The sequence below is a fragment of the Nostoc sp. EspVER01 genome, assembly GCF_034530635.1.
Lineage (GTDB): Bacteria > Cyanobacteriota > Cyanobacteriia > Cyanobacteriales > Nostocaceae > Nostoc.
Genome location: NZ_JAVRCS010000028.1, coordinates 1 through 12491, shown reverse-complemented (window position 1 = coordinate 12491; position 12491 = coordinate 1). Strand labels below are relative to the sequence as shown.

At 40.4% G+C, this 12491-nt stretch carries 13 protein-coding genes; 4 read left to right on the top strand and 9 right to left on the bottom strand.

Going from position 1 to position 12491, the window contains the following annotated elements; all coding sequences use genetic code 11:
• Positions 1–66: 66 nt before the first annotated feature.
• On the bottom strand, positions 67–996 hold the full coding sequence (locus tag RMX69_RS21250) for a shikimate dehydrogenase (protein WP_322638647.1): 930 nt from the start codon (positions 994–996) through the stop codon (positions 67–69).
• 115 nt (positions 997–1111) lie between these two features.
• On the opposite strand from RMX69_RS21250, the gene RMX69_RS21245 reads away from it, so the two are divergent.
• Complete coding sequence (locus RMX69_RS21245; protein WP_322638646.1) at positions 1112–2038, top strand: alpha/beta fold hydrolase; 927 nt, start codon at positions 1112–1114, stop codon at positions 2036–2038.
• A 144-nt stretch (positions 2039–2182) separates the two neighbouring features.
• Here the strand turns inward: RMX69_RS21245 and RMX69_RS21240 are convergent, their stop codons facing one another.
• Both RMX69_RS21240 and RMX69_RS21235 read right to left on the bottom strand, forming a co-directional pair.
• Positions 2183–2902 carry a hypothetical protein gene (locus RMX69_RS21240; protein WP_322638645.1) on the bottom strand — a complete coding sequence of 240 codons (720 nt, stop codon included), beginning with the start codon at positions 2900–2902 and terminating at the stop codon, positions 2183–2185.
• 584 nt (positions 2903–3486) lie between these two features.
• A complete protein-coding gene (locus tag RMX69_RS21235) occupies positions 3487–4443 on the bottom strand; it encodes an aldo/keto reductase (protein ID WP_322638675.1) in 957 nt (318 codons plus the stop codon).
• Positions 4444–4522: 79 nt separating this feature from the next.
• Here RMX69_RS21235 and RMX69_RS21230 point away from each other — a divergent pair, with 79 nt between their 5' ends.
• Positions 4523–5122, top strand: coding sequence for a DUF1802 family protein (locus tag RMX69_RS21230; RefSeq protein WP_322638644.1), 600 nt, complete (start codon positions 4523–4525; stop codon positions 5120–5122).
• A 704-nt stretch (positions 5123–5826) separates the two neighbouring features.
• On the top strand, positions 5827–6090 hold the full coding sequence (locus tag RMX69_RS21225) for a hypothetical protein (protein WP_289795907.1): 264 nt from the start codon (positions 5827–5829) through the stop codon (positions 6088–6090).
• A gap of 47 nt (positions 6091–6137) precedes the next feature.
• Here RMX69_RS21225 and ggt read toward each other — a convergent pair whose 3' ends face one another.
• Positions 6138–7895 (bottom strand): gamma-glutamyltransferase, encoded by a 1758-nt coding sequence (ggt, locus tag RMX69_RS21220; protein ID WP_322638643.1) that lies wholly within the window; start codon positions 7893–7895, stop codon positions 6138–6140.
• Positions 7896–7995: 100 nt separating this feature from the next.
• Between ggt and RMX69_RS21215 the strand changes: the two genes are divergently transcribed.
• The gene (locus RMX69_RS21215) at positions 7996–8727 is read left to right on the top strand and encodes a phytochelatin synthase family protein (protein ID WP_322638642.1); all 732 of its coding nucleotides are present in this window, start codon (positions 7996–7998) and stop codon (positions 8725–8727) included.
• 202 nt (positions 8728–8929) lie between these two features.
• On the opposite strand, the gene RMX69_RS21210 is transcribed toward RMX69_RS21215, so the two are convergent.
• From RMX69_RS21210 to RMX69_RS21190, 5 genes are all read right to left on the bottom strand, one after another.
• A complete protein-coding gene (locus tag RMX69_RS21210; protein WP_322638641.1) occupies positions 8930–9829 on the bottom strand; it encodes a glycine betaine ABC transporter substrate-binding protein in 900 nt (299 codons plus the stop codon).
• On the bottom strand, positions 9829–10461 hold the full coding sequence (locus RMX69_RS21205; protein WP_322638640.1) for an ABC transporter permease: 633 nt from the start codon (positions 10459–10461) through the stop codon (positions 9829–9831). The genes RMX69_RS21210 and RMX69_RS21205 overlap by 1 nt, the downstream gene beginning before the upstream one ends.
• The gene (locus RMX69_RS21200) at positions 10458–11216 is read right to left on the bottom strand and encodes an ATP-binding cassette domain-containing protein (protein ID WP_289799936.1); all 759 of its coding nucleotides are present in this window, start codon (positions 11214–11216) and stop codon (positions 10458–10460) included. The genes RMX69_RS21205 and RMX69_RS21200 overlap by 4 nt, the downstream gene beginning before the upstream one ends.
• Before the next feature lie 381 nt (positions 11217–11597).
• Positions 11598–11993 carry a hypothetical protein gene (locus tag RMX69_RS21195; RefSeq protein ID WP_289795911.1) on the bottom strand — a complete coding sequence of 132 codons (396 nt, stop codon included), beginning with the start codon at positions 11991–11993 and terminating at the stop codon, positions 11598–11600.
• 305 nt (positions 11994–12298) lie between these two features.
• Positions 12299–12491, bottom strand: a 193-nt coding sequence (locus RMX69_RS21190; RefSeq protein WP_322638639.1) for a hypothetical protein, incomplete at its 5' end; no start/stop codon positions are given.

The window sequence follows — 12491 nt, the reverse complement described above, 5'->3', positions numbered from 1 at the left end:
TAGGGACTTTTGCAATAGGTCTACTAAAGTTTTGTTTAAAAATCAAGTAGGAGTCATATAAAACCCTCATTTACCCAAACGAAGGTGATTTTGTAACGCTTGGCGCATCACTTCTACAGGCAAAGTTTCCAGATGCAACCAGATTTTTAATGCTGCTACCCCTTGTTGGACTAGCATTTCTAATCCATCGATCGCAATTGCACCTTGTTTTTCAGCCTGCTTAAGAAATTGCGTCGGTTTAGGAATATATATTAAATCGTAAGCGATCGCACCTGTTGGTAAATTCGCTATTTCTCCTACACTCAAAGGCGATTCATCGACTTTGGGATACATCCCAATCGGAGTTGTATTTACCAGCAGATTTGCCTGGGGAATGAGCTTTGGTAATTCCTGCCATTGATGAACCTGGAATTTATCAGCTAGAGATGAATTGCTCCAACTGTTGCGGAATTCTTGTAATCTCTGCATATTGCGCCCAACAACATGAATTTGGGCAAAACCTAGCTGAATACAACCTGCTACAACAGCTCTTGCTGCACCACCATTACCTAAAATTACCGCTACCTTCTGACTCCAATCTTGTTTATATGTTGTCTGCAAAGGGGCGATAAATCCTTCTATATCTGTATTTGTGCCTACCCATTTGTGATTTTGGCGGCTAACAGTATTTACAGCTCCGATAGTTTGAGCTAGGGGCGTAATTTCTGAGAGTAAAGGGATGATTGCCTGTTTGTGAGGTATTGTCACACTAAAACCGACAACCCCAACAGCAGCTAAACCTGCGATCGCTACCTCTAAATTCTGTGGTTCAATCGGAAAAGGCAGATAGATATAATCTAATCCTAGTTGTGCGATGTCTTCTCTGCGAGACGCTACGCGAACGGCGAGCTGCGCTAACGCTGCATTATGCATTACTGGCGACAGCGAATGCTCCACCGGATGTCCAATGACTCCTAGTAGTTTAGTTTTGCCTGTAATTAAATTTTCTTTTGTCATTTGTCATTTGTCATTGGCTTAAGAAAACTCTTCCCTAGTCCTCAGTCCCTAGTCGCCACTCCCCACTCCCGACTAGTTTACAATTATTAGAAGCTACTTAACATTTCTTTAAATCATGCAGGCAACTACAGCCCCCTCTACAACTCCAATTCCTGGTAAATATTGGCAGTGGCGCGGGCACAACGTTTACTACGTGCGTGCGGGAGAGAAGCAAGCGCAACGTCCGCCCTTGCTTTTGGTACATGGATTTGGTGCTTCCACAGACCACTGGCGCAAGAATATCACAGGATTGTGTCAAGATTTTGAAGTATTTGCGATCGACCTTTTGGGATTTGGGCGATCGGCAAAACCAAAATTGCAGTACAGTGGCGACTTATGGCGCGATCAACTTCATGATTTTATCAGCGAAGTGATTGGTCAAAAAGCAGTATTAGCAGGTAATTCCCTTGGTGGTTATGCTTGCTTGTGTGTTGCAGCCCAACGTCCCGACAGTGCGGCTGGATTAGTGTTGCTCAATAGTGCCGGGCCTTTTAGTGAAAGCCAGCCCACATCTGAACCTGAAGCTTTGCAAAGTGAAATTCAGCCACCCAAACAACCCTCTTCTTTAGAGAAACTTCTGGGTGACTCAGTTAAGTGGATTTTTCAACAACCTTTAGCTCAATTTCTGTTATTTCAATATGTGCGACAACGTTGGGTAATTCGCCAAACCTTAGAAAAGGTATATCTTGATAAAAGTGCGATTACAGACCAATTGGTAGAAGAAATTTCTCGCCCTGCTTTTGATCCGGGTGCGTTGGATGTGTTTGTTTCAGTTTTTAGCACACCTCAAGGGGAAAAAGTTGATGTGCTACTAAAGCAATTAACTTGTCCTTTATTGATGTTGTGGGGAGAAGCTGACCCTTGGATGAATGCTAGAGAACGTTCTCCAAAGTTTCGTCAATATTGTCCTAACTTGACAGAACATTTCTTAACGGCAGGTCATTGTCCTCATGATGAAATACCGGATAAAGTAAACCAACTTTTACGCGATTGGGTTTTGTAAAGATCAATACAAGTTCATAATGAACAACAAAACCCTCATGTCGAGACGCGATTTATCGCGTCTTTAAATATCAATTATCCTTAACCCAAGAGTATTGGATTAAAAGTTTGTAGTAAGTGGCTCCAGCCCTTACTACAAATAAGCTTATTTCAAAACGTATGATTTAATTTCTTGTTCTATTTGGTCACTAATAATTTCAGTTCCCATACCGATTTTATCAAGATTAACCCTCACAAAATTTGTTTTATCTTCTTTTGTAAATTTTTTATCATTATCCGAGTCTTTAAGAATTTTTAGAAAAATTGCATTTTGACTAGGAACAACAACCCAACTGATGATTCTAGTATTATTTGGGGTAATTTGCTGGAGGTTCTTACCTGATAAATCAGAAATATAGCCAATAGTAGCATCTTCGCTATTAAGTTTTTTATCTGTATTTGTATCTTGGTCAATGATTTTATATAACCAAACTCTTGTAGTTGGCTTATTTGCTGCTTTTACCTCCAATAAATCGAAGGAGGCGATAATGGCTTTTTTATTTAATAAAAGATGAGCTTCACTACCTTGCTTTTGATAAAAGATGATATTATACAATTGATTATCTCTTCCATTTTCATAAGAACGTGAAAGGTTTAAATCAACTCCTTTCTCTTTATTCTGCTCTCCAAGACTAACAGGAATCATTAGATAATCTGATTGTTCTTTAATAATTAAATCGCCATAGATAAGATTTTGTTGTAGCTTCGGTTTCTCAGTTGCTTTTGCCTGTTCTGCATTTCTACTAACAGAAGACTTACAGGAAAAAGAAAGAGTAGCTACAATCATAGCTGTAGTAATCTTATTTAAAAAGCGATAATTTTTCATCAAATTCTCCTAGCAGGATATGTTGCTGTCCTATTCTATTCCCTGCTGTAAAATTATCTATAGTCCAATACGCTTCAATACAGTTCAGTTAAGACTAAAAATTATACTGATGTAGGTTGGGTTTACAATAAAATACCAAAAACCTGGTCGAGGTTGACCAGGTTTTATCGAGTTTACAGATTTCAAATTTTAAACTAATTAACTAGCTGAAAGTTAATAACTAGGGTGGACTAAAAAACTAACAAACTCAGCATTCTTGCGTTTTTCCGCTTTAGGATTTGGCTTTGCCTTTGCCTTTTACATTAGGCTTTTTGCCACTTCTATCACATTTGATATGCTGAAACTTGCTTGGGCTGATGACAAGGGGACACTAAGTCATTGACCCTTTTTGTTTGGTTTTATTTTGTTTGGTGTCCTACTATTTAAGGTATCACTTAATTTGTGAGTTGCAACCCTTGGTTTACGAAAGTTGACGTTTTGTTAGATTTTGCAATCTAGAGCCATAAATTTGATCCCTAGCCTTCTTTTGAAGAAAGTTATAAGGATCTTGGATGGATTAAGCATAGTACCAAACTGCATTGTCATCAATCCCACATAATCTGATTGTCATCCAGATGGTCGGTGACAATACGCCCAATGGCATCAATTTCTGCTATTTCGGCGGCGGAAAGCTTGATTTGGGCAGCGAATGCGTTGTCTCGTGCTTGTTCGGGATAACGCGCTCCGGCAATCGCATTTGTTTGAGGTTGAGCAATTAACCAGGCTAAAGCTAACTGAGCAAGGGTACAATCATGAAGAAGGGCTATAGGACGCAGTTTTTCTAGTGCTTGTTGGGCACGTTTAAAATTTTCGCCTTGAAACAGTTTATTTTTAGCACGGTTATCTGTTGGGTCAAATTTATGACCGAGAGAAAACCTTCCGGTTAACAACCCCTGTGCTAAAGGTGAATAAGCAAGGATAGAAATATTGTTTTCGATACAATAGGGAAATGCATCTTGTTCTACCTGTCTCCAGAATAAAGAATAGGGTGGTTGTAAACTATCAATACGTCCATAACTTGCTGCTTCTGCTAACTGGGCGTGAGAAAAGTTGGAAACGCCGATTGCTCGAATTTTACCTTGCTTTTTGAGTAAGTTAAGAGCGCTCATAGTTTCTTCGATAGGTACTATTTCACTATTGAAAGCGCCGGAGGGCCAATGTATTTGGTAAAAGTCGATGTAATCAGTTTTCAGGTTTTTTAGGGAACGATCGCAAGCTTCAATCACTTGTTCATACTTGAGATGGTTAGCAAAAACTTTCGTGGCATATTGCACGTGAGTTCGTACATCAGATAAAGCTTCAGCGACAATTTGCTCCGAGTGTCCTTCACCATATACTTCAGCAGTGTCAATTGTCGTAATCCCAGCTTCATAAGCGGCTCGAATCGTTTTAATCGAGTCAGCATCCTCAATTCCCACCCACATTCTTTTACCAGCTTGCCAAGTTCCCATGAGGATGGGTGTGATTTTGACTTCACTTGTACCTAGCGATCGCTTTTCTATAACTGTTTCCTAATTCATTGCCTTGGACAGGTTCATACTTTATCAGTCTTAGCTTCAAATTAAATCAGAGTTACAGTAGATGCCGATGGAATTGACTACAACTTTTCATGCTCTCAAAGAATGGGCAGTTGCCATAAATGCCTTGGAAAGTGGCAAAACAATTATGTTGCTCCGCAAGGGCGGTATCCACGAACGACATGGACATTTTCAAGTTGCCCACCAGCAAATTCTGCTTTACCCTACTTATGAACATCAACAAGCTTTCATGCTGAAAGCTGAATACGCCAATAATGTCTATCCTGTAACATCAGGCTGGCATCCTGAAACTGTTCGCATTGGCAGTTGGGCTGAAATTACAGATATTTTGCCAGTGAGTGACGAGTCTATTGTCAACACCTTACTTCCCTTTCACATTTGGAACGAGCATTTTATTAGCGATCGCCTCAAATGGAAAGCACGTCAACCCCTTTATATCCTGCTTCTGCGGACATATAAACTATCGCAAGAGCTAGAAATTCCCTATTACGCCAAATACGCTGGCTGCAAGTCATGGATTGATTTAGATCGAGAAATTCAGTTGCAAACAGCACAACCAGTTTTATCTAACCTTGCATACAGTCAACTAGTAGAGACAATTCGCCAGATTGTCGGCGATAAGTTGTATGCTCCATCCTTGTAATAACCAAAATTGCTGTCCAAATCCCCGACTTTTTAAAGAAGTCGGGGATTTAAATTTAGCTTATCCCTCTTCTGTCACTCTCCGAAAACATTTGCCTTTCCTAAAATCTAGAACTTTTGTATAGCAAGCGATTGCGCGATTCTTTTCTAATAACAAATACAAGACCTATTTTTTTCTAATAGTATAGCTTGTATTGGTTGCCTCATAAGGCTTATAGCGATCGCCCTCCCGGAGAGTGACAGAAGAGGGTTATAGATAAATACGAAATTGCTTATCGTCATCAAACGGACGATTGTATACAACCAACATAAAAATAGATTTTATATTGTTTGCTCAGAGTGTTTAATCAACCAAACTTTATAACTAACTTCTAGAATCTGCGCTTATATATCTCAACAGAAAAACAAATAGTCTGATTGCAAGCCTCAGTCAAAACAGTAGTTATTGTTACACACGATCGCAAAAAACGCGGATAACATGGGAAAAATCTCACCTAATAAACAAGGTGAGGCAAAGCTGTTTATCTTTATGTCCCTTTAGCAGCTGTCTTCCAGGCTATGAGTTGTTAAGCAATTATCCTGTAGTGGATAGAACTTAATTACATTTTGTCTAAAGTATTAGGCAAAAATTATCCCCAAGGATGATAATTAGCTTGACAAGGATCAGCTATTATGCATCATTAGCTAAAAGCAAAGGAGTTTGCAATGCATCGACAAATGTGTTGGTTGTCTAAGTCTGGTGGCGACGGAGAGAAAATTTTGTATTTGCAGACAGAAGCCAATCAATCCTGGCGTCCTTACACAGCTTTTGGACATTTTGCAGTCCCAGATTATCAAATACCAGGTGGTTCTAAAGGTTGGGCAACTTATCAAAAACTTTTGAAAGCAGGTTGGACACTAGTACCTAGCGCACGGGCAAACGAGTTTGGTAGTAACAGCTACGCAGAGTCAACAATTCAAAATCAATAGTCATTAGTCATTTGTCATTAGTTATTTTTTGCGTCCCCGCGTCTGGCTCACAAACCTCTGGGGGAACCTTCACCGCGAGGATCGGCGGCTCCTTCTAAAATTCCATCAGATGTAACAGCGATCGCGTTACCATTACCCCAAGGAGTAGTTTCCTTAATTTTGTGTCCCCGACGGCGTAAGTCTTGCAGAGTCAGAGCATCCAAGCCCCAAGATTCAACGCGCAACTCATCTGGCAGCCATTGATGATGTATGCGTGGAACAGAAATAGCCGCACCAACATCCATGTTGTATTCCAGCACATTCAGGATTACTTGCAAAACCTGGGTGATGATGGTGCTACCACCAGGCGCACCTGCTGCCATCCGAAAATGACCATTTTCTGTGACAATTGTGGGAGTCATGCTGGATAGGGGAGTTTTGCGGGGTGCAATGCTGTTGGCATCATTACCAACCAAACCAAAAGCATTAGGCACTCCTGGCGCAGCGGCAAAATCATCCATCTCATTGTTGAGAACAATTCCAGTTCCCGGTGTCACAATACCGGCACCAAAAATGAGGTTAATCGTGAAAGTCAGACTTACGGCGTTGTGTTGTTCATCCACAACAGTCAGATGAGTGGTTTGGGGAGATTCATGGGGAAGACAAGGGGATGAGGGAAGACGCAGACATTTTGAATTTAAATCTACTGGCTTGACTTCGGTGGAGGGTCGAGCCATTTGCATATTAATTTCTTGACGGCGTTTTTTGGCGTAAGCTGGACTGAGCAGTTCTTGTACAGGGACTTTGACAAAATCAGGATCGCCTAAATATTTTGAGCGATCGCTGTAAGCAATCTTCATTGCTTCTACCATTAAATGTATTGCGTCTGGATGATGCCATCCTAAAGATTTCAAATCGGTGTCACCGATAATATTTAAAATCTGCAATAGATGAACGCCTCCTGATGATGGTGGTGGCATTGAGCAAATTTTAGCTTTGCGGAAGTTGCCACAAACGGGAGTGCGCCAGATTGGTTTGTAGGCTTTCAGGTCTTCGAGAGTAATTAAACCACCATTTTTTACCATATCAGAAGCGATCGCCCGAGCAATACTCCCGGTGTAAAAACTTTGAGGATTTTCGGCAATTGCTGTTAAGGTGCGTGCCAAATCACGCTGCACTAGCTTCTCGCCTGGTTGGTAAAATTCACCCTTGCGAGTGAAGATTTCTCGCGCTGCGGGATTGTTGAGAACTACTTGCTTGCGAGGATCGGTTGCTTGCAGAGAACGCCAAGTTACCATCTCACTAAGAATAAAACCATCTTTAGCGAGTGCGATCGCAGGTTTCATTACCTCTTGCCAAGCAAGCTTACCATAGCGACGATGCACTTCATAAAGTCCCGCCACCGTTCCTGGTGTCGCTACTGCCAAATAACCATTAATACTTGCATTCGGACGCACCTTTCCTGCTGCCTCTAGATACATATTTCTTGTAGCTTTCAGGGGTGCGCGTTCGCGGAAATCTAGCGCTTTCATATCGCCAGTTTTCTCAGAGTGCATCAATAAAAATCCGCCGCCACCGATTCCTGCTGAAAAAGGCTCAACTACAGAGAGTGCAAAGGTTGTGGCGACAGCTGCATCTACTGCATTACCACCCTTGCGTAACATCAAAATTCCTGCTTCACTTGCTAGGGGATGGGCTGAAACCACCATTCCCTTCTTGCTGCGTAAAGGTAAAGTTAAGGCGGCTGATGCGACTTGGCTGTAAAGTAAAACGGTGAAAGAAAAGATTACGCTGGCAATTCGCTTGGGTTTAGCAACAGTAAGCATTTTTATACAATTTCTCCGAAAATTTTATATTTGTCTAGCATCATGGTGTGAGATTATTAATACAAGCTGATTTGAAAATTTTACATTACTTATAAATCCTATGTTGCGAAAAATAAGTAAAACATTTTTTAAAGCTTTAACTATTGGATTATGTATCTCTAGTGGAAGCGTTCTCTCTCAAACATTACCGCTATCCTCTAATTTAGTTGGTTTTAATACACCTGAAGGTGAAAAATTATTATTTGAGAGTAAGTCCAATCAAGACTTCTTTCCGTTGAGTATGCAATTTACTACTCAAAATACTCAGACATATTGTGGTGTTGCTAGTATGGTTATGGTACTAAATAGTCTAAAAGTTCCAGCACCAGAAGTACCAGAATACAAGCCATATCGAGTATTTACTCAAGAAAACTTTTTTATTAATGAGAATACAAAAAAAGTGCTAGCTCCCGAAGTTGTATCTCGCGAAGGTATGACTTTAGATCAGTTAGGGCAATTACTAGCTAGTTATGGCGTTAAAGTTAATGTTTACCACGCTGCCGACACTAGTTTAGAAGAGTTCCGCAAACAAGCAGCAGAAAATTTAAAACAACCGCAAAATTTCATTTTAGTAAACTATTTACGCAAAGAAATTGGTCAAGAAAAAGGCGGGCATATTTCTCCTGTAGCAGCATATAATGAGCAAACAGATAGATTTTTAATTCTTGATGTTTCTCGTTACAAGTATCCACCAGTATGGGTAAAAACAACAGATTTATGGAAAGCAATGCTGACAAATGATTCCGTATCAAAGAAGAGCCGTGGCTTTGTATTTGTAAGCAAAAAACTTTGATTTAATAATCTGTTCATGGAATTTATCAATCCTGCGATCGCCAATATCTAAAATATGAGCTAATTATGGCTCAATACGGTTCAGTTAAGGCTAAAACTCTTTATCAAAGTCAATTTTTTTAACGAACCGCAGAGGCACAGAGGGAACAGAGAGAGGAAAACAATGCTTAACTGAACCGTTACGAATTACGAATTACGAATTATTATAATCCCTTCGATTTGCGAAACTCCTGGACAACATCTTTAACATCACGTAATTCCCCTTCAACTAAATAGTTTAACTGTCGCATTTCATCTGCTGAAATCTTGCCAGCAAGGGAAGCGATCGCTGTTTTTAATTCGGGATATTTTTTTAATATTTCTTGTCGGACAATTGGCACAGTCTCGTAAGGTGGAAAATAATGTTTATCATCCTTGAGTACAACTAAACCTAAGCGAGAAATTTGCCCGTCAGTGGAATTACCCGCCACCATATCCACTTGTTTTTGAATCAAAGCACGATATATTAAACCCAAGTCCATGATTTGCGGAGATTTAGCAAAACGTAAATTGTAAGTTTTCGCTAATCCGGGAAAACCATCTTCTCTTTCTAAAAATTCGTAACCGAAACCGCCACGCCACTGCGGTGTATATTGAGTAGCTTCGGAGAGTGTTTGAATATTGTAGCGTCTGGCATCTTCACCCCGGACAATTATCGCAAAAGTGTTTTCAAAACCCAAGCTGGGCATCACTTCCAAATTGAACTGCTGGGAGTATGCTTGTTTTAACTTCTCATAAACTTCTTTCGGATCGTTAACTGCTTTTTGCTTCAAAATTGCAGTAAAAGATGTGCCTGTGTACTCAATATAAGCATCGATTTTGCCAGCAGTAATAGCACTATGACAAACAAAAGAACCACCTAAACGGGGACGACGAGCTACTTTTAAATTAGTTGTCGCTTCAATTTGCTGTGCTAACAGTTCACCTAAAATATCTTGTTCGGTAAAATCTTTGGAAGCAACAATAATATTACCACCGTTATTACTATTTAAATTCGGCGTACAGCCAACAATTATCAATAACAAGGCAAAACTTAAAAAGCAAAGCGTGAAAAATCTTTTCATTAACTTTTAATTTTTAATTTATTCTCCATCCAGCCAATTGCAAAGTCAGCTAATAATGCAATTGCCGCTGCCGGAACTGCACCAGCTAAAATTAACTGATCGTTTACTACTGATATACCGCGAAAAATAAATACTCCCAAACCACCAGCACCAATCGCGGCGGCAATAGTTGCAATACCTATGGCGATTACTGTTGCGACTCGCACACCTGCCAAAATTACTCCCATTGCTAAGGGAATCTCAACTTGTAATAACAATTGTCTATCTGTCATTCCCATGCCTCTCCCTGCTTCCCGAATTGCTGGATCGACGCTAGTAATACCTGTGTAAGTGTTACGAATTATCGGCAGTAAGGAATATACAGTCAGGGCAACAATTGCTGGTACTGCACCAATTCCGCCAATTATGGGAACAGGAATAAGTAAACCAAAGAGTGCCAAGCTAGGTATAGTTTGGAGAATATTCGCTATGCCGAGAATTGGTTGGCGGAGATAGGTTTTACGTGTAATTAAAATACCTAATGGAATGCCTACAAGGATGGCAATTCCGATCGCGATGCCGACTAAAAATAGATGTTCGAGTGTATGCTGAAGAATTTCTGGAGCATACTTAATTAAGAAGAAATTTTTCATAAAGTATCTTGCAGGGAACGCAGACATTGCAAAAAGGCGAGGCTTTCTGGATGTTGCGATCGCATAAATTCATCTCTCGTCCCCAATACTACCAATTCTCCGCCATACATTAAACCAATTCTCGATGCCAAAACTAAGGCTTCTTGAATATCGTGGGTGACGAAAACAACTGTCTTGCCTAACTCTTGCTGCAAATGCCGAAACTCTTGTTGCAGTTCGAGGCGCGTAATTGGATCGAGTGCGCCAAAGGGTTCATCCATCAACAACACAGGCGGATCTGCTGCTAAAGCCCTGGCTACACCAACTCTTTGCCTTTGTCCTCCTGAAAGTTCGTGCGGATAACGTGTGGCAAATTGTGCTGGTTCTAAGCCTACCAATTGCAACAATTCATAAACCCGCGTTTTAATTTGTTTTGGTTGCCAACCTTCTAAAGACGGGACTAAACCCACATTGCGTTCAACTGTAAAATGGGGAAATAAACCAATTTCTTGAATGACGTAACCAATTTTTCGCCGCAGTTTAATTTCATCCCATTGAGTTGTGGGAATGCCATCAAATAAAACTTCGCCTTGTGTAGGTGTAAATAGGCGATTAATTAACTTCATTGTCGTGGTTTTGCCGCTACCACTGCGCCCAAGTAATACCAGTGCTTCTCCTTGACTGATGGTGAAATTGAGATTTGACACCAATGGGCGATGATTGCGGCTAAAGGTGACATCGCGGAATTCGATGGCGGTTTGGTTATTTTGCGGCATGAGTGGCTTTTGGGGGACGCTAGCTATTAGACTTCTTGGCATTTGTTCTTTTTGCACTCTTGTGGAAAAAGGTTAAAGGGGAAAGGGAAAATAACAAACCTTTCCCCTTTTCCCAACTTCTGCAAGATGTCTATTGTATTATGTGCTGATTTTGCTAGCGTGCTAACGCCCATTTGCTTTTCCTAAAATTAGTCTGAGTGGTGATTTTCTCCAAAGTAGGGAGTACCTAAAGCTTTTGGAGGTGTAGATTTTCCCAACTTACTTACTAATGCTAATAAAGCGATCGCGTTCTGTTTGACTTATTTCAACACTTTAAAGAAACAATTTCTCCCGGATTTCTCAAAGACGCGATTTATCGCGTCTTTTACCTTATCCTGCATTTTATGCAGTTTTAGCATTTTCATCAGATGCTTGTTCTGCAACATTTTTTAAGCGGCTCGATCTGATTTTGCGGATGCGATCGCTATAGCGAACACCACCCGCCATCTCATATTCACGACTGTCTTTGCCGTACTTAATACCAACCACCATCAGCATCTTTTCAGAAAGCTGGCTCAAGTTTTTTTCCATCTCTTCAATTTCAGTTTTAGAAGAGTCAACTACAGATAGAGCAGTATTATAAACATCAATTTTGCCGCGTAACTGGTCGATTGACTCAACTAATTTTTCTAGACTATAATCTTCGTCAAATTTGACGCTTGGAACAATCGATTTCAGTCCAGCCGATCTTAACTGAGCTTTTTCTAAAACACGGGATGTACGTTTTTTACGAGACATAAAACTACTCCTTTAAAATTCTTATAGAGCTAGCTTGCCTCAATTAAACTGCATTTTGGTTCAGCAAAACTCGCAGTTTTTGTAATAAAATTTTTAAGTCATAGCAGTAAATTTTCGGAATTTTATTACTAAACATTGGTATTTACAGCACTTCCGGCAGCTATGAGGTACATCCTCAAAGCTGGAAGCTATGATAGAAAAGGGCAAAAAGAAAAACTGTACTGTATTGCATAATAGCTGTCAGTGCTTTAACCCAAGTTTTTCTAGTCCTCTTCTAGAGGACTTGCACCATTAGACAGGGAATTCTATTCCCTGGCGGTCTGTATTGCATAATAGCTGTCAGTGCTGTATATAGATAATTGTCTCAGCTTCATCAAAACTTTAAGGGACACTACTCCCATAAGTTGCGAACCTGCTCCCACAAGTTGCGAACCTGCTCCCACAAGTTGCGAACCTGCTCCCATAAGTTGCGAACCTGCTCCCATAAGTTGCGAACCT

What these genes read in the sequence shown, in the direction of transcription:
- RMX69_RS21250 (WP_322638647.1), bottom strand. Translation starts at nt 996, where the DNA reads ATGACAAAAGAAAATTTAATTACAGGCAAAACTAAACTACTAGGAGTC.
- RMX69_RS21195 (WP_289795911.1), bottom strand. Translation starts at nt 11,993, where the DNA reads ATGTCTCGTAAAAAACGTACATCCCGTGTTTTAGAAAAAGCTCAGTTA.
- RMX69_RS21245 (WP_322638646.1), top strand. Translation starts at nt 1,112, where the DNA reads ATGCAGGCAACTACAGCCCCCTCTACAACTCCAATTCCTGGTAAATAT.
- RMX69_RS21225 (WP_289795907.1), top strand. Translation starts at nt 5,827, where the DNA reads ATGCATCGACAAATGTGTTGGTTGTCTAAGTCTGGTGGCGACGGAGAG.
- RMX69_RS21215 (WP_322638642.1), top strand. Translation starts at nt 7,996, where the DNA reads ATGTTGCGAAAAATAAGTAAAACATTTTTTAAAGCTTTAACTATTGGA.
- RMX69_RS21210 (WP_322638641.1), bottom strand. Translation starts at nt 9,829, where the DNA reads ATGAAAAGATTTTTCACGCTTTGCTTTTTAAGTTTTGCCTTGTTATTG.
- RMX69_RS21205 (WP_322638640.1), bottom strand. Translation starts at nt 10,461, where the DNA reads ATGAAAAATTTCTTCTTAATTAAGTATGCTCCAGAAATTCTTCAGCAT.
- RMX69_RS21230 (WP_322638644.1), top strand. Translation starts at nt 4,523, where the DNA reads ATGCCGATGGAATTGACTACAACTTTTCATGCTCTCAAAGAATGGGCA.
- RMX69_RS21200 (WP_289799936.1), bottom strand. Translation starts at nt 11,216, where the DNA reads ATGCCGCAAAATAACCAAACCGCCATCGAATTCCGCGATGTCACCTTT.
- RMX69_RS21240 (WP_322638645.1), bottom strand. Translation starts at nt 2,902, where the DNA reads ATGAAAAATTATCGCTTTTTAAATAAGATTACTACAGCTATGATTGTA.
- ggt (WP_322638643.1), bottom strand. Translation starts at nt 7,895, where the DNA reads ATGCTTACTGTTGCTAAACCCAAGCGAATTGCCAGCGTAATCTTTTCT.